The following is a 19070-nucleotide window of genomic DNA, read 5'->3' as shown; positions in this document are numbered from 1 at the left end:
GTCGATAAGTCACTCATCAACCTTTTTCTTGCCTTTTACACATCGCGCTCACTTTCATCATTGGGCGCGATGTTTTCTGTATTGGTCATATCCTCAGTGCACTTAGAATCGCAACAGTGCGTATGTGACCATAAATAATAATGATATTGCGAATTTGTTACATTTAAAGCTATGATGATGACTTCATATCTAAAGGATGCATCATGAATACCTCTTCTCACGGCTGGAGAACGCCGCAAAATTTCCTTCTGTTGATCTCGATTATTGTGCCCATTGCCTTTTCTACCTGGATGGCGTTGCTGAATAACTTTGTTATTGAAAAAGCGAACTTTGATGGGGCGGACATTGGCTTATTACAAAGCGTGCGTGAGATACCGGGCTTTTTAGCCTTTACCGCCGTGTTTGTGTTGTTGTTTATCCGCGAACAACGATTCATGTTGGTGTCTTTAGCGATGCTAACGCTTGGTACAGCATTAACAGGTTACTTTCCCACTTTGTACGGTTTACTTTTTACGACCTTGTTGATGTCCACTGGTTTTCACTACTTTGAAACATTGAAGCAGTCCCTGTCTTTGCAATGGCTATCGAAAGAAGAAGCGCCAGAAATGCTAGGCAAGTTTATCTCGGTCGGCGCGCTGGCTTCGCTGTTTACCTACGGCGCGATTTGGATTTTGCTAGAGCAGCTTAAATTTGATTTCAAAACCGTGTATTTGCTGGCGGGTGGCGTTGGCTTTGTGTTGATCATCGTGATGGCACTGGCGTTTCCTCAGTTCAAAACAGCAGTGCCACAAAATAAGAAACTCGTACTGCGTAAACGCTACTGGTTGTATTACGCGCTCACTTTTATGAGTGGTGCGCGTCGACAGATTTTCACTGTATTTGCGGGCTTCCTGATGGTAGAGAAGTTTGGCTACTCTGCCGCAGACATTACCTTACTGTTTTTGATCAACTACCTGTTTAACTTTTTATTTGCCAAGCGCATTGGCCGTTTTATCGGTGTTGTCGGTGAGCGTAAGGCATTAACGTTTGAATACGTCGGTTTGATTTTCGTCTTTGTGGGATATGGTCTGGTGCAAACGGCGGAATGGGCTGCAGCGCTGTATGTTGTCGACCACTTGTTCTTTGCGCTTGCCTTGGCGATTAAAACGTACTTCCAGAAGATTGCTGATCCGGCCGATATGGCGTCGACCGCTGGCGTTGCGTTTACCATCAACCACATCGCAGCGGTGGTAATTCCCGTTACATTCGGGATGATTTGGTTGGTGTCGCCTTCTAGCGTTTTCTACATCGGAGCGGGTATGGCCGCCGTTAGCTTGTTGTTGTCACTCAATATTCCAGCGAAGCCGGAAGAGGGGAACGAAACGCGATTGTTGAGGTGGAGTTAGTGCTCACTACTCAAAAGACTAAGCCATAATCTGGATAGAAAAATGGGATGCATCGGCATCCCATTTTTATGATTATCTCGCGTTAAAACGGATACCAGAACAGTTGTGTGTCCATAACACGCTTGCTGATCGCAGCAATCACTATCACCGCAATCCCCGCCATGCAGATCATATCGGCTTTGGTCAGTGGTTTGAGGCTGTACCAAGTGCGAGATGAGTGACGACCAAACCCACGTAGCGTCATCGCGTTGGAGATTTGGTCGGCTCTGTCCAAACTAGAGAAAATCAGAGGGCCAAGAATCTTCGCCACGTTCTTCATACGAGTGAACAACGGAGCCTTCTTACTCAGTTCTACTCCGCGTGCTTGTTGCGCGTGCATGATGTTAACAAAGTCCTTTTTCACTTCCGGCAAGTAGCGCAGCGTTAAGCTCACGGCATAGGCGATTTTGTAAGGCACACCTAAGCGGTTCAAGCTGGCTGAAAACTCCGTCGGGTGAGTGGTAAATACAAACACCAACGCGATTGGGAACATGCTGAAGTATTTCAATGTCACTGTTACTAAGTAAAACAACGTCTCTTGAGTGAGCGAGTAATTACCGGGTAACGAGAGTAAAACCGTTGATGAGCCCATGAACTCAGTACCTTGTTGCGGCGCTAACGCGAACATAAACAGGGCATTGATCAGCAATACCGTGCCTGTACCCAGTAAAAGCGGTTTGTAGACATGAAATGGCACTTTGGTCATTTTCAATAAGCCTAAACCAAGCACGATCAACAGCGCGATGATTCGCAAGTCAAATGTGGTCAACACCACCGTCACCCAAGCAATGAAAAGTAAGAACTTAGTAATGCCATTCAACTTATGAAGTGGCGATTGGGTATCGATGTAGTTGATACCAAACTTCATCTTATTGTCTTTCATGCCACTGCTTTCTCTGGTTGGTTTACTTCGCTGCTTTTTTGTTGGCGGTGCGCTTTTTCTACATTGATAAAATGCTGCATAAAGCCATTGGTGTCTTCGATGCCAACTTTCGTAGCCAACTCAAACAGACTTGTTGTGGTGAGGTTCGCTTGGTCTAGTAACTCTGGACTGCTGAATACCTGCGTCATTGGTGCATCCGCGACTAATTTACTGTCTGCAATCACGATAGAGCGCGTAGTGTATTCCAGCACTAAATGCATGTCATGAGAGATGACCATCACGGTTACGCCCAACTCGCGATTGAGCTTTTCGATGAAACTCAGCATAGATGTGTAGTTCCGGTAGTCCTGACCTGCCGTCGGTTCATCAAGGATCAGAAGCTCTGGTTCCAAGACCAAAATTGACGCAATGGTTACGCGCTTTTTCTGGCCGTAGCTCAATGCTTCGATTGGCCAGTGACGGTATTTGCTCAAACCGCACAGCTCAAGGACTTCAAGTACTTTAGCTTCGATTTGTTTCTCTTTAATGCCACGATTACGGAGGCCGAAGGCCACCTCGTCGAAAATCATGTGATGGGAAATCATGTGATTTGGGTTTTGCATCACCACGCCCACTTTCTGGCTGCGCTCGAAGATGGTCAGTTCGTTTAGATCTTGACCATTCATGCTCATTGAGCCGCTATCCGCTTCAATAACGCCCATAATCAGTTTGGTGATGGTCGATTTACCCGAGCCATTTTTGCCAAGTACAGAGACAAACTCGCCACGCTTGATGTCAAAACTCACGTCTTCTAGCGCGTTTTTCTCACCGTCGTAAGAATAGGTGAGGCCACGGACTTCGAGCAAAGTCTCGGCTAGCGTTTTAGGTGGTTGTGCTGTTGAACCATCAAACCATGCTTGTACTGCTGGTTTATATTGCTCCAACGGTAAGGTAGTTAAGCTAGAAGGTTTTGCATCGCCCTCAATCGCGCAGCCTGCTTCTTTCAGAGCCGAAATATAAAGCGGTTCGCGGATGCCGTAATCTTCTAGCAGAGGCGACGCTAAAATTTCATCTGGCGTCGTATCGGCAATGATTTCGCCGCTTTCCATCAAGATAATACGGTCAACTGAGCGATGCAGAACGTCCTCAAGACGATGCTCAATGATTACGATGCTTTTGCCCGTTTCGCGGTGTAGATCATCGATGATCTCGATGGTTTTTTTACCCGTTTTAGGGTCAAGCGCAGCTAGTGGTTCATCAAACAAAAGGATATCGACGTCATCGACGAGAATGCCTGCCAAAGAAACACGCTGTTTCTGCCCGCCAGATAAATCGTGGGGAGAGCGATCTAACATCTGTTCCAAGTCGACCATTTTGGCCGTGGCTTTGACCAATGGGTACATGTCGATGTTAGAAGTTAGCTGGTTTTCCAGCGCAAATGCGATGTCTTCGCCAATGCTCAAGCCGACAAATTGGCTGTCCGTATCTTGCAGTACGGTGCCAACTTGCTCTGTGTATTGGTGCATGTCGAAAGGGGAGGTGTCTTGACCATTGATGGTCAATGTTCCACTGGTTTCCCCTTTAATTGCGTGTGGGATCAGTCCGTTAAGACATTGCCCAAGGGTAGATTTACCACTACCACTTGGACCAATAATGACGATTTTCTCTCCTTTCTCTATCCTTAGATTGATATTTTTTAGCGTCGGTTTGTCCAGCGACTCATATCTAAAAGAGAAGTTAGAAAATTCGATTGTCATTCGACATTAAGCCTCTGTTAAGTTACGGCTTTGCTTGTTACGTTTAGCGACAGACTTAAGAATGAAGAAGCCAACAATAGCAATAAGAATGGTGTTACCGATCGCGATAATAGAAAGCTGGGTAAACACTTTAGTGAACGGTTCTGCGTACAAAATCGTGTCGAGGAATGCAGAGCAACCGTAACCAAATACGTTGCCTAATAGTGCAAGTACCACGAATAACGCGAAGTCTTTCATATTGAAATCACCTTTCTCCAAACGGTAGCGCGTTAGAGAAGGGAATAGACCGATAATCAAACCAACAATACCTGAACCAAGTACCCAAGTGAGCCATACGCCCCAACCTGCAAATAGGTCGGTGACCCAGTGGCCAATAAAACCAACCAAAAAGCCAACAAGTGGGCCAAATAGTACTGAGAACAATGCTAATACTGCCATTGCTGGTTTTAGCGTTGTGTTCGCAAACACAGGGATGCCAAACATAGGTAAGCCACCGATGCCGTAAAGAGCAGCACCAATTGCAATAACCACAACGGTTTTAGCAGAAAGATTCATAGATAACCTCAGTTCAATTGTCGATTTTAAAGAACGTTCATTTATATTGTTGGAAAGCATTGGTTATTTGATTGTGTAACATATATCCAAAACAACCAAGCTGCTTATTGTTTGCTCTATTTTTCTTCAGGAAATGTGTGATTTGATTCACGTATCCCTTTGACTGGCTTTGTTTTTTAGCAAGCATTAAAAATAAGGCGCGCATTATACAGAATATTGATAAAAGTGGGAATGCTATCTGTCTGGATGGCTAGAGTGAAATCGGAGGCTGATTGTCAGCCCCCGATTACACTTTATGATGCTATTTTCATCGATAAATGAATGAGCTAGCAGTTCATTAATGGTCTAGGTACAAATAGTTCTGCCAGCTCTTCATGCGAATAAGCACTTTGCGCATTACTGATACGTGAGTAAAGCTGTCTGAGTAAACTGCGACTTCAACCGCAGTACCCATTGGCAGGTGGTATTCGCTCAAATCGTCCGTGATTTTTAGCTTCGCAAATACACGTCCGCTCGTGCGCAAGGCATCGGTACCTAGTAGAGCACCTCTGGCTTGAATTTGACTTTCACCAATGGCCGGAATCACGTCAATGACTTCGCCACGGAACACTTTGCCCGGAATTGCGCGGAACATAAATTCAGCTTCAAAGCCCGGCTTCAAACGTTGTAGCGAGTTTTGTCTGAACGCAGCGGTGTACGTAATGTCTTCGGTATGCACGAAGGTCATTGCAGGAGCAAGCGGTAACGGCACAGCCATCACACCAGGACGCAAAGCCAATTGCGTAACGTAACCATCGGTTGGCGCACGAACGATAGTTTGTTCTAGGTTAAACTCTGCTTTACGCAGCTCTGCAAGAAGTTGCGCGACTTGAGTGTTTTCACCACCAATTTCAGAGTCCAGAGCGATTTGCGCTTGTTCTTGTTGCAAAATCGCAACGTCTAGCATGGCTTCTGCCGCTTTATACGCTTGGCGTCGAGTATCTAAATCTTGTTCAGTAAACGCGCCGCGATCAAAGCCTCTTTGATATCGGCTAAACTCTCTTTGCGCTTTATCTCTATCAGCTTGTGCTTTTAAAACCGCAGCTTCTGCTTCTCTTAGATCAGACTCTAAACCCAACGCGCCTTGGCTTGCTTCTTTTACTTTCGCTTCAAGGCGAGCGACCTCCGCCTCAAAAGGCACAGGGTCGATTTTGAAAAGAATATCGCCGGTTTTGAGCGGTTGGTTCGCTTGAACTGGTACTTCCACAACGCGGCCACGTACACCAGAGACGATAGGCGTAGTTGGGAACACTTGGTTACCTAACTGAGTAAATGGGTGGTTGTAGTTCATAAGCAGCACAAGTGTGCCCACCAACACTACGCCACCAAGTACAGCTGTCGGGACCGTCCATTTGTTTAGAGGAATATTGAAGATTTTAAAAATGGCGATACAAAGAGCTGCGTAAGTCAGAATCAGCAATAAATCCATTATTCGTCCTCTTTACTTTGTTCAGTCAAAGGCTTTTGCTGAATCTTTTTTTGTTTCAACATCGATACTTCGTTTTTGAGATCGTTGACTTCGTCGATGAGTTCTTCAAGACGGTGATGAATGTCGTGTGTTTCTTGCTCAAGTTGTTTGAAACCCCAACCACGCTCTTTGCGCCACAATGTTGCCCATATCCAAAGGAATGGCCAAAGTGCGTGCAGTGTGAACAGGCTGACCCAACCTGCGTAGTGAATTGCGTCTTGGTGCGGGTGTTCACGCTCTTTAGCAATTTCATACGGGATGTCATGGATAACAATGATTCCGTAGAAGATAACTAAAGCAACGAAGATGAGTAACCCAAGTGCAAAATAGTCTAGAAACATCTTACTTACCTGTGCTTGTTGCGAATTGGAAAAACTTACGTAAATTAACGGTTTAAGTATTTGTCTTAACTATAGATGAATCAAGCGCTTTTTATGTGCGAATTATGTTTATGCGATATCAGTACGTACTGATAGTTGTAGGCAAGTTTGGCGAGATTGAGTACAGATTTAAACAAAAAGTGAATAGATTCGGGTAGGGCTGATAAAAAGCATGATAAAGCCCCCAGATTTCAACTGGGGCGTGGCTTAAAGTTCGGTACAGACTTGGTTTCGGCCATTGGCTTTGGCACGATACAAGGCTTTATCGGCGCGGTAGAAGGTGCGCTGAGTGTTTTCCCCTTCGCGATGGAGTGTAATACCGATGGAAACGGTTAGGCCGCGTTCGCCAAGAATGTCTCGCCATGCATATTTAAAAATACGCTCGCGGTAGTTTTCAGCGTGCATTTCTGCGCGTTCCAATTGGCTGTTCTCAAGAATTACAAGGAACTCTTCACCACCAAATCGCACGCACGATGCACCTTTAAATTTGAAGTAGGCTGCCAGCTCCTGTGACACACTTTTGATCGCTTTGTCACCCACCAAATGGCTCAGTTCGTCATTGATGGATTTGAAGTGATCGATGTCGATGACCATCAATGCGAATGGAGTGTCGTGCAGCAACATGTCTTTCAGTTTTACCTCTAACCAGCGGCGGTTGTGCAACGAGGTAAGGGGATCGGTAAATACGTCTTGCTGCAACTGAGCTACGGTATTTTTGTGTTGTTTGGTCGTCTCTTTAAGCTCTTTATTTTCAATCTCAGACAGAATGAGCTTTAACTGCAATTCAAAGCGAGACAATCGACGCAGTTGAGCCGCGCCCAATTCGCTGATTGGGATGTGTTTTATTAAGTCTGATTCAATACGAAAAGCGCGTTTCTCACAGCTTAAAGCTTGCTGAAACTGCCCTTGTGACGCACTGACTTTGCTCATTGCGTTGTAAAAACGTTTCGCCAGAATGGGCGAAGAATGCTTTTTAATTCGCTTCCCAATGGACTCCAACAGCAAATTAGCCAACGAAGTGTGGCCAACACCATTCAAGCAATAGGCCGTTTCAATTTTGACCATGGTTGAGAGCCAATAGGTGGTCGCACTTCCGGTGGTGTACTTAATGCTGGATATGGAAAGCAGCGCTTCGGAATACTCTTCTTGCAGACGATGCAATTTAGCGCGATACAAATGCGTTTGAGCGGCGAGGTTTTTGTCGCTTACTAGGATGCTGAGCTCTTCACATTCACCCAATAATTCGCTGGCTTCGGCCACGCGTTTTAGACTGATGTAACAGGCGAGCATATACAGTTTGTAACGCAAACGAAGTGAGCGACTGCTGATGGCGTGATCAATCGCGTCGATCTTTTGGTAGTAACGTAGAGCACGGTTGTGATCGCCATAAGCATCACATAAGTTGCCCATACCAATGATCGCTAAAACGTATTCGTCGATAAAACCGTATTCCACTGCGATGTTGGTGGAGGCGATGTACTCGGTGAGGGCAGAGTTGTAATCACCAACTTCAACCAACCGTTCGCTTAAACTTGCTTTGACCGACAGTATATCTTCGACATCCTCAGGTAATGAGAGCAGCTCTAATGCTTGTCTAAGCTCTTCGATACTGTCACAAAGCTGTTTGATTTCGCGGCGGTATTCTGCGCTGATAACTAAGCAGTGTGCTTTTTCACGGCTGGTGGACGCAATGTGTCGACCGATATGTTCCCAAAGCGTGATGGCTTCTTCCCCAGAAACAGAAGAAGGATCGATGCCTGCGTCAGTGACTTTGCTAAGCAGTAGTTCCATTCTTCATTACCTCAATATAGCTTTCTTCCAACTGCTCTAAAGTAAATGGGAAAGTCAGGATGTCTTGTAAATACAATGTCGGTTTTGGCCCTTTGAGGCCACGTCGTTCCCATGGATAAATGTCTAACATGGCATGCACGGTTCGGTAGAGCTCTTCTGCGGCTTGATCTTTTTCGGCAATCAGCATAGCGAGTCGATCGCTAGATAGGCGTGAAATGAGATCGCTTGGCGTCGTTAATGAGTGAACCAGTTCAGTACACGCATCGAGAAACGCAGGATTGGAGTGACGAATCATGATCACGGCATGGTTAGAGCGCTTAAGCTCAGTCTTAAATAGAACCAGTTGTTCCCACCAGTACGTTTCGGAAACGACGTTAGAAAACTGCTTTTCGGGATCGTATTCATGTTGAGAGCGAATACGATTGATGAGCTTGCGAGCACGTTGTTCGAGTTGGCGTTTTGAGCCGCGTGCTTTATCCATGCTGACACGATTGGTCTGCTCTTTGAGCATTTTCAGTGCATGTTTGCGGTATTTTTTAAACGCATTAAATGCCGCTTCGAAATCGCCTTGCTCTTCAGCAACGCGAGATTGCTGAAAACAGATCTGACTTAGCAGTTCGCCGTTATCGAAATTAAGCGCGGATTCTTCTGCGGCAAGCAACAACTCGGCTGCGCTGTCCGTGTTTTTACGCAGTAGCTCTAGTCTTGCTCGACTGATGAAAGAGTGTGCTTTCATCCACGTTAGATCGTGCTCAATGGCCAGCTTGTGCGCTTTTTGGGTTGCTTCTTCCGCAGCGTCTAGGCGTTCTAAGCCAAGGAGTGCCAGGCCTTTAAAGTCCCAAATTTCGGCTTGCCAAGTGCTGTCTTCATGGTCTTTGAGCACTTCTGTTGCGCCATCAAGTACCGTTAGCATCTCAATAAAGTTGTTGAGGAGGTAGTAGTCCCAAGCCAGCAGAATGCGAGCTTTACCTTCTAACCATGCAATTCGGACGTTGTTTGCCACTTTAACTGCAAGCTCATGAGTCGATGCGGCAAGTTTGTGTTCGTTGGTGATGCGCCAAACATTGCCAAGACCAATCAGGGATTCAATCTGAATCTCAATGTCATCGACCAAAGCCGATTGCTCCAAGGCATTAATCCAATATTGCTGCGCCGAGTAATATTTGGCTTGTCCCCAGTATTGAAGGGCGAAGATATGCAGAATTTCTGGAAGGTGATCGTCGGTGTCCAGTTGGATTTGCTTATTGTAGGCGTCTTTGATGAATTTCAGCCCTTGGCGATATTCCATCAAACACCAACAACTGTGTGCCATGACGAGTAACGCTTTGATTTCTCCGTCAATAAACAGTATTTGTTCCGCGCGAATGCGGCACTGCTCGGCGAAGCGAAGAGTGCGTTCAGGGTGCGTTTTCACTTGCCCTTTGAGGGAGTTAAGCTCATCTTCTAGCTGAATTTGGGTTTTATCCAACGTTCACATCCATGACTATCGAACTGGAATTTACACCTAAATAATAAGTGGTTAGATGCGTACTTCATTACGAGTGCAGCATGAAAGCCACATCATAAAATATCAGGTGCCGTAATGTATACCGTCACTGCCCCTAATTACCACATCTAAATGAGTTAAATAGTTACGATAGGAGCTGCTTAATGGTTAGAGGTGCGTCAGTGACTTCTAGCCTTTGTGCGGCAGTAAGACCTTGTTTGTCCTGATAGCACAAATTATGCCAAGCTCTGAATATATCTAAAAGAGGTAAAATTCCGGCAGGTCGCAATTTGCGACGTGGCTCGTTAATGAAACTTTCGAACAACAGCTGGAAGCGATTTTGATAGAACTGCACATGGCGAGTTGTTGCAACGTTAAACCACTTTTCTGGTTCATTTTTATCGCCAGCAAGGTAGCAAATGCCTTTGTGGCTTTCGCCTTGACTGGAGATCGCCCAGCGATCGCGCCACCAACTCATGTAGGCAATATCCACTTTGCCAAACGGAGAGGTCATGTCCCAGCCAGCGTCTTCTTCTACATACATCAGATCGACGTTTTTCTCTTGAATACGAGACAAACAAACGCTCAACGCTGCAGAGCGGAGCAGGGGATCTTGTGGCATGTAAATCGAAACCCGCTTGTTAGGGCAACACATATCAAGTACATGCAAATAGTGCGCGTACGAGGTGTAAGGAGGACGAACTAACGCGCCTTTCGATGGGTAATGAAATACCGATAAGTTACCGAGCGGATCTTCGACGTTACCACGAGCCAAAATCGTTTGGTATTTTTGGTCAATACGCTCTCTAAGGTGATTAGAAGGTTCCGCTGGTGGCTCACTTGCTTCCGCTGTGTACTCTTGAGAGACAAAACGTGAAACTTCGTCGTACGGGTTGTGATCCAGCGTCGCGATAGGTTCTTCATCCGAAGAGTAGTTCACGTGTTGGCAAAGAATGTAGCCCGAGTGCGCTTCACCAGACACAATCCAGTACACTCCATTATTGCTGTGTGGCTGCAAGGCAATGTAGCTGGAAGCCAACTCGTAGTGACTGGCGTGATTAACCCAACGAGCATCAATGGTCGCGAGCTTACGACGACAACGACTGGCGATGTGGTCAACGTGATCATAAAACGTTTTTGGGTTGATGCTGAGTTTGCGGCAAATTTCGCGCACGGAATAACCGGTGAACAAAAGGCCCATCAGGTTTTCTTGAAACTGCAGCTTTTTATTGGCGCCAGACCATTTATCGACAAAAGTGCTTTGGCACGCTTTACAACGGTAACGTTGACGGTCGCCACTGTAACCGAAAGCGTGATAGAGGTGTTTATGAGTGTGGACAGAGAGTCCGAAGTTGTCACACGCGTCGTTGCGACAAGCAGGTAACCCGTCACTGTGGACGTGTCGGAGGCGATGAAGCTCGTTCACGACATCGCGGTTGTTAAGTAAGGGGGGGAAAGCTCCACATTCACGGCATACCATCGCCGGACGCTTAGGGTTCGCATGTTGCAGAACGTAACGCTTTGCATCACTCAATCCAAAGTTGTCACACGCCAATGTTTTACAAAAGTTGAGTTGTAACCCATCTGCGTCTTTTGGCAGTTCGCCGTTAGACACAATCGCCCCCTCGGGATAATTCGGGCAGCCAGTCAGGCACTGGCTGCAAATTATTACTTAATAACTTCTTAGATGTTGATTGCTGTTTCAAGAGCAACTTTCATCATGTCGTTGAACGACTTTTGGCGCTCTTCTGAGCTTAGTTTTTCGCCACGGATGATGTGGTCAGAAACCGTTAGGATAGTTAGAGCTTTCGCGCCTAGGTCTGCAGCTACGCCGTAGATACCTGCCGCTTCCATGTCTACACCTAGGATACCTAGTTTTTCCATCTTCTCGAAGATGTCTGCTTCTGGTGTGTAGAACAGGTCTGCAGAGAATACGTTACCTACTTTCACTGGCACTTCTTGAGCGCGAGCTTGCTTAACCGCTTCTTCTAGAAGGCTGAAGTCAGCGATTGCAGCGAAATCGTGGTTGTTGAAACGGATACGGTTAACTTTTGAGTCTGTAGAAGCACCCATACCGATAACAACGTCCATTAGGTTAACGTCGTCACGTACCGCGCCACAGCTACCTACACGGATAACGTTTTTCACGCCGTATTCAGCGATTAGCTCGTGTACGTAGATACAGCATGAAGGGATACCCATACCGTGACCCATTACAGACACTTTTTTACCTTTGTAAGTGCCAGTAAAGCCGAACATGTTGCGAACGTCACAAACTTGCTTCACATCTTCAAGGAAAGTTTCTGCAATGTATTTAGCACGCAAAGGGTCGCCTGGCATTAGAACTGTTTCAGCGAAATCACCTGGTTGTGCGTTGATGTGTGGGGTTGCCATAAGTGCTCTCCAAAGTTTTGTTCTGATAAAACGCATCTATTATAGGATGCTATTACCAATTCTGTTGAACTTGTTCGTTTTCGTTGAGGCAATAATATCGGGACGTACAGTGATCCCTTGAGAGGTTAGTCACAAAAACCACCCTTTTCGAAACTAACCAAGCTATTGATAACTAAATCTGTTGAAAGCAAAAAGGCAATCGATTTGCTTTTGAGCGATTTGTTGATTGCGCACACAAAATAGCCAAAGAAAAAGATAAATATTTTTTAAATCGAGCTGATCGAAATCGCGGAGGAGTAAGTAAAACGATTAAATTGTACAACTAATTTTCTTGTACAATTTAGGGTGGCTTGCTATAAGTTATACAACTAAACTTTTTGTATAGGGATGACGTTGCTATGGAATCTTCAATCAAAGTAGGTATCAGTTCTTGCGTGTTAGGTGAACGCGTGCGTTTCGACTCTGGTCATAAAGTCAGTAACTTTGTGACTAAAGAGCTTAGCAGTTATTTTGACTTTGTTTCTGTATGCCCCGAAGTGGGGGTCGGCATGCCGGTGCCACGCCCGACGATTCGTTTAATCAGTAATGAAGAACGCATCGCGTTGGTTGAAACGAAAAATCCCGACAATGATCACACAGATAACATGCTGACTTATTCCGCAAATAAAGTGGACGAGCTTCAAAATGAGCAATTGTGTGGTTACATCGTTTGTGCCAAATCGCCAACATGCGGTATGGAACGCGTAAAAGTGTACAGCAAAAACAACGCTGCAAAAGAAGGGATTGGTCTTTACACGAAAACGTTGATGGAAAAAATGCCGTGGTTACCTGTCGAAGAAGATGGACGCCTAAATGATCCCGTTCTTAAAGAGAACTTCATTACTCGCATTTACTGTCTCAACGATTTTTATGAATCGATGGCAGGTGAGCCGACACGCGGTAAGATCATCGATTTCCATTCTCGTTATAAGCTAACGCTTATGGCGCACCATCCAGAGTCGTATCGATCTTTGGGGCGCTTAGTCGCAGATGTTGCCAGCTATGAGATTGACGAGTTTTACCGAGAATATCGATTAGGTCTGATGACGGCGCTATCGAACCGTGCCAGTCGCAAAAACAACACGAATGTGTTGATGCATCTTCAAGGGTATTTCAAACGCTCTCTAAACAAAGATGAAAAAGAAGAACTCGCGACCGTGATTCAAGACTATCGCACTGGCACGCTGCCATTGCTCGCGCCACTAACATTAATTAAACACTATCTAAATGCTTATCCAGATGAATATCTGCAAAAACAGAAGTTTTTAGAGCCACACCCGCAGGAGATGAGATTACGCTATGGTTTGTAGTTCAGAAGAAAAACTATACGCAATTCGAGATGTTGCAGAAATTACGGGCGTTAAGCCTGTGACGCTGAGAGCTTGGCAAAGGCGCTATAACCTAATCCAACCGCAAAGAACGGAAAAAGGACATCGCTTATATTGTCAGCAAGATCTCGATACGATTCGTGAAATTCAAGGTTGGCTATCCAAAGGTATTGCGATCGGCAAAGTGAAAGGATTGCTCGGCCAATCGGATGTAGAAATCAGTGCAGAAAACCATTCGCTTGAAGAGGTGGAAACCGTACTGTCTGCCTTGTCGCAACTCAATCGTGGCAAAACGGAAAGCGTCCTGTCATCGGTATTGAAAGAGTACCCGCTCAACTTAGTCGTAGATCAGTTTATCAATCCTGTGTTTGAAGCATTGGATTTGGTTAAGGGCTCGCTGCGCTCTTTGCAGATGGGATTGTTCCAAACCTGTTTAATCACGCGTTTGGCATTGGTGATCGATTCTGAAAACAAAGCATCTACTAAGGGGAAATGTCTGTTGATCAGCTTTGAACAAAGTCGAGATGCGGAAAGCTGGATTCAGGCGGCGAAGTTGTGTGAGCAAGGTTACCACATCACCTTAATCGACAAGGTGGACGACGTTTCTGGCTTGGTGGGTCACGACGTGATTGAACGCTACCAGCGTGTTTATGTGTTCTCGAATAGGGCGCTACCTGCCAAGCAAGTGGAAGCATTCAAAGCGCTGTTAGCGCGGTATCCTGAGCAAGTGCAGTGTTCGGAAGTTATTGAGAAACTTCATCTTGCACAAACACAGATTCAGTAAGGAGACCACATGATTCTGGTTTGGTTTAGGCGTGATTTACGCACGTTAGACCACACGGCGTTAAAGGCGGCACTTGATACAGGGCAACCTGTTGTTGCTTGTTTTGTTGCAACGCCAGAACAGTGGCAAGAGCACCACATGGCGCCGATGCAGGCGGATTTAATCGCCAGGCGTCTTGAGCATGTTCATCAAGAGCTCACAGAGTTAAACATTCCTCTTCTATATAAAGAAGTTCCGCGTTTTGATGACTGTACAAAAGTCATTTGCGATTGGGCGGATAAGCTCAACGCAACGGCGGTAATGGTCAACATCAATTATGAAGTGAATGAAGTTGAGTTGGATAGAAAGGTATCTCAAGCACTGGATAATCGTGGGGTAGAGTTTCACGCCTTTCACGACAAATGCGTTCATGCGCCAACGACCGTACTCAACAAGCAAGGCGAGTATTTCAAAGTATTTACGCCATTCAAACGAGCATGGTTGCAAAAGTTTTCCTTGCCAACGGTATCCAAGCCTCAGAGACAAAATGAACTGCCTAGTGAGCAGTTAGAAGCGGTAAAACAAGACGGTTTTGATGACGATTTTACGTTCTCTTATCCGAGGGAATCGAGCGAAGCTTGGTGTGCATCGACCAACGACATTCTCAAGCAATTGAGGACGTTTGCACGCGAGCGTAGTGACGGTTACCAGATGAAGCGAGATTTCCCCGCTATCGATGGTACGAGTCAGCTCTCGCCTTATCTTGCCATCGGAGCATTGTCGCCAAGACAGTGCATCGCGAGGTTGTATGCTGAGAATCCACAACCGGATTTGTCAGAAGGCAAAGCAATATGGCTGAGCGAGATCATTTGGCGTGAGTTCTACCAGCACTTATTGGTGTTTGAACCTAAACTTGTCAAAGGTCGCGGATTCATCGACTGGGAAGACAAAATTCAATGGTCTTACGATGAGCAAGCTTTTGAATGTTGGAAAACGGGGACGACTGGATATCCAATTGTTGATGCGGCAATGCGTCAGCTCAATCAAACTGGCTGGATGCACAACCGACTTCGTATGATTGTCGCAAGCTTTCTTACCAAGGATTTACATATCGACTGGCGCTGGGGCGAAGAATACTTTATGAGCAAGCTCGTCGACGGCGACTTTGCGGCAAATAATGGTGGGTGGCAGTGGTCGGCATCGACTGGATGTGATGGCCAACCATACTTCCGTATCTTCAATCCAATAAGCCAAGGCGAGAAGTTCGATTCCGACGGTCAGTTCGTGCGTCATTGGGTGCCAGAAATTAAGAGTGTGCCGAATAAGTTCGTCCATAAACCATGGACTTGGGAGGGATTTTCTTTACTGGAATATCACAAGCCGATGGTTGATCACAAGGTTGAAAGAGAGATAACCTTACGGCTCTTTAAAAGTGCCAAGGAATAGAGTGAAATGCTTAGCAAAAAGCGATCAATGAGTTTTGCAAAACGAACCCTGTTATCTGTCTCGTTATCATTAGTGAGTGGATTGTCATTCGCCAAAATGTACGAGTTACCAGAGGACGGCAGCCGTTTGATTGGTCGCCTCGAAAACCACGTCGTGCAAGAAGGCGAGACCATGGCAAACATCGCCAAGCATTACGACGTGGGCATGCTAGCGTTGATGGCAGCGAACAAAGGCGTTGATCCATTTCTTCCTCAAGAAGGGCGCGTGCTTACTATTCCATCTCAACTTATTCTTCCTGAAGTTCCTCACCAAGGCATCGTGATTAACTTGGCTGAGCTGCGTTTGTACTACTTCCCAGAGGGCGAAGATGTGGTGCATGTTTTCCCTGTTGGTATTGGGCGAATTGGGCGAGATACACCAGTGATGACAACCAGCATCAGCCAAAAACGTCCGAACCCAACATGGACGCCACCTGCGTCTATTCGTGCAGAATACAGAGCGAAAGGGGTGGATTTACCTGCGGTTGTGCCAGCAGGCCCCGACAACCCGCTTGGGTTGTTTGCACTTCGTCTAGCTTACGGAAATGGTGAGTACCTTATTCACGGTACCAACAAAGATTTCGGCATCGGAATGCGCGTGAGTGCTGGTTGCATTCGTATGGACCCAAGTGATATCGAATGGTTGTTCGACAAAGTTCGTCGTGGTGAAAAAGTAAACATCATCAATCAGCCAGTGAAAGTGTCACTAGAGCCGGATCGTAGTGTGTTTGTGGAAGCGCATGAACCGTTAACTCGCAGCAATGGCGAGAAAGATCATTTACAAGTTCCGAAAGAATTGGGCTGGTGGCTAAATGAATTTGGACTGACGAATGTGAAAGCGAAAGCCGTTATTGCCGCTCAGAATGGGGTCCCAGTAGAAATAACCGCGCCTTAACGGGCGTTAAAGCGCGGAACAACATCTTACTTAGTGTAAGACTGAGCGATGTTATCGATACGCTCGTTAGCACGTGCTGCTTCTTCTTGAGCAGCCATTGCTGCGTCACCTGATTTTTGAACGTCAGATTGAAGAGATTGTACGTCTTGGCTTAGTTGGCTAACTTGGTTGCTTAGTTCATCTAGTTTAGCTGCGTTTGCTGTTGCTGCGTCATCAGATGAAGCACAACCTGCTAGTAGAAGTACTGAAGTTGCTGCAGCTGCGATCAACGTTTTGTTCATATAAGAACTCCTTGCTTATAGTGAAAGTCTCGCCCTATAACTCTTTTTTTATACAGTAGCGAGGTTAAATGTGGTTACATTTTATCAGTACATGATGTAGCAAAAGTCAAAAAAATCCAAGAATTTCATGGAGTACCTGACGTTAACTTTTACCTGAGCCTAACAAAAGTAATTACTCATCCTTTCGATTGCTCCCACAACAGTCCACATAGCAGGTATTTTTGCCACGTTCCTGATATCAATAATTTAGACGATATTGACACAAATGAAAGTTTCTACCCCTAAATAACTGCAATCGGCTTAGTTCTACGAAGTGAATTCGACACTTTTATGGGCGTGTTTTTTCTCGAATTCTAGCCAAGGTTTTCGCCAGTTACAGCCGACGCTTCTTCTTCACTGGGTTGCAAATGATGTTTTGTTTTCATCCGTGGGAATTAGTTTGTGTGATCTCTATCTATACTCCTATGATTTGCGGTATTATACCGAGCTTTATTTTTTTGCTGCGTTAGAGCGGAAACGACATTACAGAGCGCTCAGACGCTGACTGATTTATTGGAGAATACTTTGCAATTTAAAGATCTAGGCCTAGACAACCGATTGTTGAAGAACCTAAAACACTACGATTTTAAAAAACCGACTGATATTCAAAAACAGGCTATTCCTGTTGCGATTGCAGGCAAGGATTTATTGGCATCTTCGAAAACGGGTTCAGGTAAGACTTTGGCGTTTGTATTGCCAATGCTTCACAAGTCACTGAAGACAAAATCGTTTTCAGCGAAAGATCCTCGTGCTGTGATTCTGGCTCCAACGCGTGAGTTGGCTAAACAAGTGTATGGCGAACTTCGCTCTATGCTGGCTGGTCTATCTTACGATGCAGCGTTGATTCTTGGTGGTGAGAACTTTAACGATCAAGTAAAAGCACTGCGTCGTTACCCAAAATTCATCGTGGCGACACCAGGACGTTTGGCTGACCACCTAGAGCACCGCTCTCTGTACCTTGACGGTTTGGAAACGCTGATTCTTGATGAAGCAGACCGTATGTTGGACTTGGGCTTTGCGCCTGAGCTACGTCGTATCCATAACGCGGCGAAGCACCGTCGTCGTCAAACGTTGATGTTCTCAGCAACGCTGGACCACGCAGAAGTGAATGATATTGCTTCTGAAATGCTGAATGCGCCAAAACGTATCGCAGTTGGCGTATCTAACGAAGAACACAAAGATATCACGCAAAAATTCTACTTGTGTGATCACCTTGATCACAAAGAAGCGATTCTGGAACGCGTACTTTCTGAAGCGGAATACCGTCAAGTGATCATCTTTACGGCAACGCGTGACGATACCGAACGTCTAACCGCGAAGCTGAACGAGAAAAAACTGAAGGCCGTTGCACTGAGTGGTAACTTGAACCAGACGCAACGTAACACCATCATGAGCCAGTTTGAGCGTGCGGTGTTTAAGATTCTGGTAACGACTGATGTCGCTTCTCGTGGTTTGGATATTGCAACAGTGACTCACGTCATCAATTTCGATATGCCAAAGCATACAGAAGAATACGTGCACCGTGTTGGTCGTACTGGCCGTGCGGGCAACAAAGGTGATGCGATTTCTCTGGTTGGTCCAAAAGACTGGGATAGCTTCAAGCGTATCGAAACTTACCTACAGCAAGATCTTGCATTCTCAGTGTTTGAAGATTTGAAAGGTAAATTTAAAGGTCTGAAACCACCTAAGAAAGATTTCCGTAATAAGAAAGCGACGACGAAAAAAGCGCGTCCTCAAGCGAAGAAAGTGGCGAAGCAACCAGCTAAACGCGACAAGAGCTTCTACAAAAACGTATCGGTGGGTGATGACGTGTTCATCCCTAAGAAAAAGCCTGCGGCACCAAGCTCTGAAGAGTCATGATCGCCTCAGTTCTAAACTGATTCTAATGCATATAAAATCCGAGTGTTCGCACTCGGATTTTTTATGCCCGTCACTTAGCCAACCCTTGTCTTTTCTTACTAACCGTTTCTCCCAATGCTTATATTTGTCTGATTTCATATAAACAGCACAGATTGCTAATTTAGCAAGATGTTGATTGTGTTTACACTGGTTAAAGCAAACGTTTTTTCAATCAGGTTAGATAAA

The 19070-nt window shown here is 45.6% G+C and carries 16 protein-coding genes; 6 read left to right on the top strand and 10 right to left on the bottom strand.

The genetic code is table 11. From position 1 onward, the window contains the following. The first annotated feature begins 203 nt into the window (after positions 1 to 203). Positions 204 to 1385, top strand: coding sequence for an MFS transporter (locus ACF8OV_RS02855; RefSeq protein WP_005499771.1), 1182 nt, complete (start codon positions 204 to 206; stop codon positions 1383 to 1385). Positions 1386 to 1467: 82 nt separating this feature from the next. Here ACF8OV_RS02855 and ACF8OV_RS02850 read toward each other — a convergent pair whose 3' ends face one another. From ACF8OV_RS02850 to deoD, 9 genes are all read right to left on the bottom strand, one after another. Then, positions 1468 to 2307 (bottom strand): energy-coupling factor transporter transmembrane protein EcfT, encoded by an 840-nt coding sequence (locus tag ACF8OV_RS02850; RefSeq protein WP_005394899.1) that lies wholly within the window; start codon positions 2305 to 2307, stop codon positions 1468 to 1470. After that, positions 2304 to 4043, bottom strand: coding sequence for an ABC transporter ATP-binding protein (locus ACF8OV_RS02845; protein ID WP_203503421.1), 1740 nt, complete (start codon positions 4041 to 4043; stop codon positions 2304 to 2306). Before ACF8OV_RS02845 ends, ACF8OV_RS02850 begins: the two co-directional genes overlap by 4 nt. Positions 4044 to 4049: 6 nt before the next feature. Continuing rightward, positions 4050 to 4598: an ECF-type riboflavin transporter substrate-binding protein gene (locus tag ACF8OV_RS02840; protein WP_005375133.1), complete on the bottom strand. Its 549-nt coding sequence runs from the start codon at positions 4596 to 4598 to the stop codon at positions 4050 to 4052. Between the two features lie 337 nt (positions 4599 to 4935). Beyond that, a complete protein-coding gene (locus ACF8OV_RS02835) occupies positions 4936 to 6066 on the bottom strand; it encodes an HlyD family secretion protein (RefSeq protein WP_005478401.1) in 1131 nt (376 codons plus the stop codon). Beyond that, positions 6066 to 6446, bottom strand: coding sequence for a DUF3302 domain-containing protein (locus ACF8OV_RS02830; RefSeq protein WP_203503419.1), 381 nt, complete (start codon positions 6444 to 6446; stop codon positions 6066 to 6068). The genes ACF8OV_RS02835 and ACF8OV_RS02830 overlap by 1 nt, the downstream gene beginning before the upstream one ends. 246 nt (positions 6447 to 6692) lie before the next feature. Further along, a complete protein-coding gene (locus tag ACF8OV_RS02825) occupies positions 6693 to 8276 on the bottom strand; it encodes a GGDEF domain-containing protein (protein WP_005485863.1) in 1584 nt (527 codons plus the stop codon). Continuing rightward, positions 8260 to 9744, bottom strand: coding sequence for a hypothetical protein (locus ACF8OV_RS02820; protein ID WP_203503415.1), 1485 nt, complete (start codon positions 9742 to 9744; stop codon positions 8260 to 8262). Before ACF8OV_RS02820 ends, ACF8OV_RS02825 begins: the two co-directional genes overlap by 17 nt. Before the next feature lie 163 nt (positions 9745 to 9907). Beyond that, positions 9908 to 11377, bottom strand: coding sequence for a lactate dehydrogenase (locus ACF8OV_RS02815; RefSeq protein ID WP_023584554.1), 1470 nt, complete (start codon positions 11375 to 11377; stop codon positions 9908 to 9910). Positions 11378 to 11445: 68 nt separating this feature from the next. Continuing rightward, positions 11446 to 12156 carry a purine-nucleoside phosphorylase gene (gene deoD / locus ACF8OV_RS02810; RefSeq protein WP_005462930.1) on the bottom strand — a complete coding sequence of 237 codons (711 nt, stop codon included), beginning with the start codon at positions 12154 to 12156 and terminating at the stop codon, positions 11446 to 11448. A gap of 398 nt (positions 12157 to 12554) precedes the next feature. Between deoD and ACF8OV_RS02805 the strand changes: the two genes are divergently transcribed. The 4 genes from ACF8OV_RS02805 to ACF8OV_RS02790 are packed head-to-tail and all read left to right on the top strand — an operon-like array spanning position 12555 to position 16665. Continuing rightward, a complete protein-coding gene (locus ACF8OV_RS02805) occupies positions 12555 to 13505 on the top strand; it encodes a DUF523 and DUF1722 domain-containing protein (protein ID WP_203503412.1) in 951 nt (316 codons plus the stop codon). Next, entirely contained in the window at positions 13495 to 14307 is an 813-nt protein-coding gene (locus ACF8OV_RS02800) for a MerR family transcriptional regulator (protein WP_140258215.1), read from the top strand. Before ACF8OV_RS02805 ends, ACF8OV_RS02800 begins: the two co-directional genes overlap by 11 nt. A 9-nt stretch (positions 14308 to 14316) precedes the next feature. Continuing rightward, positions 14317 to 15732 carry a deoxyribodipyrimidine photo-lyase gene (gene phrB, locus ACF8OV_RS02795; RefSeq protein ID WP_203503408.1) on the top strand — a complete coding sequence of 472 codons (1416 nt, stop codon included), beginning with the start codon at positions 14317 to 14319 and terminating at the stop codon, positions 15730 to 15732. 6 nt (positions 15733 to 15738) lie between these two features. Further along, a complete protein-coding gene (locus ACF8OV_RS02790) occupies positions 15739 to 16665 on the top strand; it encodes a L,D-transpeptidase family protein (RefSeq protein WP_005462944.1) in 927 nt (308 codons plus the stop codon). Between the two features lie 26 nt (positions 16666 to 16691). On the opposite strand, the gene ACF8OV_RS02785 is transcribed toward ACF8OV_RS02790, so the two are convergent. Continuing rightward, on the bottom strand, positions 16692 to 16946 hold the full coding sequence (locus tag ACF8OV_RS02785; RefSeq protein WP_005462467.1) for an Lpp/OprI family alanine-zipper lipoprotein: 255 nt from the start codon (positions 16944 to 16946) through the stop codon (positions 16692 to 16694). A 552-nt stretch (positions 16947 to 17498) separates the two neighbouring features. Here ACF8OV_RS02785 and ACF8OV_RS02780 point away from each other — a divergent pair. Then, positions 17499 to 18845, top strand: coding sequence for a DEAD/DEAH box helicase (locus ACF8OV_RS02780; protein ID WP_005499754.1), 1347 nt, complete (start codon positions 17499 to 17501; stop codon positions 18843 to 18845). The last annotated feature ends 225 nt before the right edge of the window (positions 18846 to 19070 follow it).

The sequence above is a fragment of the Vibrio sp. GLN_1 genome, from assembly GCF_043106015.1.
Taxonomy (GTDB): Bacteria; Pseudomonadota; Gammaproteobacteria; order Enterobacterales; family Vibrionaceae; genus Vibrio; species Vibrio parahaemolyticus.
This window is presented reverse-complemented; position numbering and strand designations above follow the sequence as displayed.

Coding starts and splice junctions, on each gene's coding strand:
- ACF8OV_RS02830 (WP_203503419.1), bottom strand. CDS start 6,446: ATGTTTCTAGACTATTTTGCACTTGGGTTACTCATCTTCGTTGCTTTA.
- ACF8OV_RS02785 (WP_005462467.1), bottom strand. CDS start 16,946: ATGAACAAAACGTTGATCGCAGCTGCAGCAACTTCAGTACTTCTACTA.
- ACF8OV_RS02825 (WP_005485863.1), bottom strand. CDS start 8,276: ATGGAACTACTGCTTAGCAAAGTCACTGACGCAGGCATCGATCCTTCT.
- ACF8OV_RS02840 (WP_005375133.1), bottom strand. CDS start 4,598: ATGAATCTTTCTGCTAAAACCGTTGTGGTTATTGCAATTGGTGCTGCT.
- phrB (WP_203503408.1), top strand. CDS start 14,317: ATGATTCTGGTTTGGTTTAGGCGTGATTTACGCACGTTAGACCACACG.
- ACF8OV_RS02845 (WP_203503421.1), bottom strand. CDS start 4,043: ATGACAATCGAATTTTCTAACTTCTCTTTTAGATATGAGTCGCTGGAC.
- ACF8OV_RS02835 (WP_005478401.1), bottom strand. CDS start 6,066: ATGGATTTATTGCTGATTCTGACTTACGCAGCTCTTTGTATCGCCATT.
- ACF8OV_RS02800 (WP_140258215.1), top strand. CDS start 13,495: ATGGTTTGTAGTTCAGAAGAAAAACTATACGCAATTCGAGATGTTGCA.
- ACF8OV_RS02790 (WP_005462944.1), top strand. CDS start 15,739: ATGCTTAGCAAAAAGCGATCAATGAGTTTTGCAAAACGAACCCTGTTA.
- ACF8OV_RS02850 (WP_005394899.1), bottom strand. CDS start 2,307: ATGAAAGACAATAAGATGAAGTTTGGTATCAACTACATCGATACCCAA.
- ACF8OV_RS02855 (WP_005499771.1), top strand. CDS start 204: ATGAATACCTCTTCTCACGGCTGGAGAACGCCGCAAAATTTCCTTCTG.
- ACF8OV_RS02805 (WP_203503412.1), top strand. CDS start 12,555: ATGGAATCTTCAATCAAAGTAGGTATCAGTTCTTGCGTGTTAGGTGAA.
- deoD (WP_005462930.1), bottom strand. CDS start 12,156: ATGGCAACCCCACACATCAACGCACAACCAGGTGATTTCGCTGAAACA.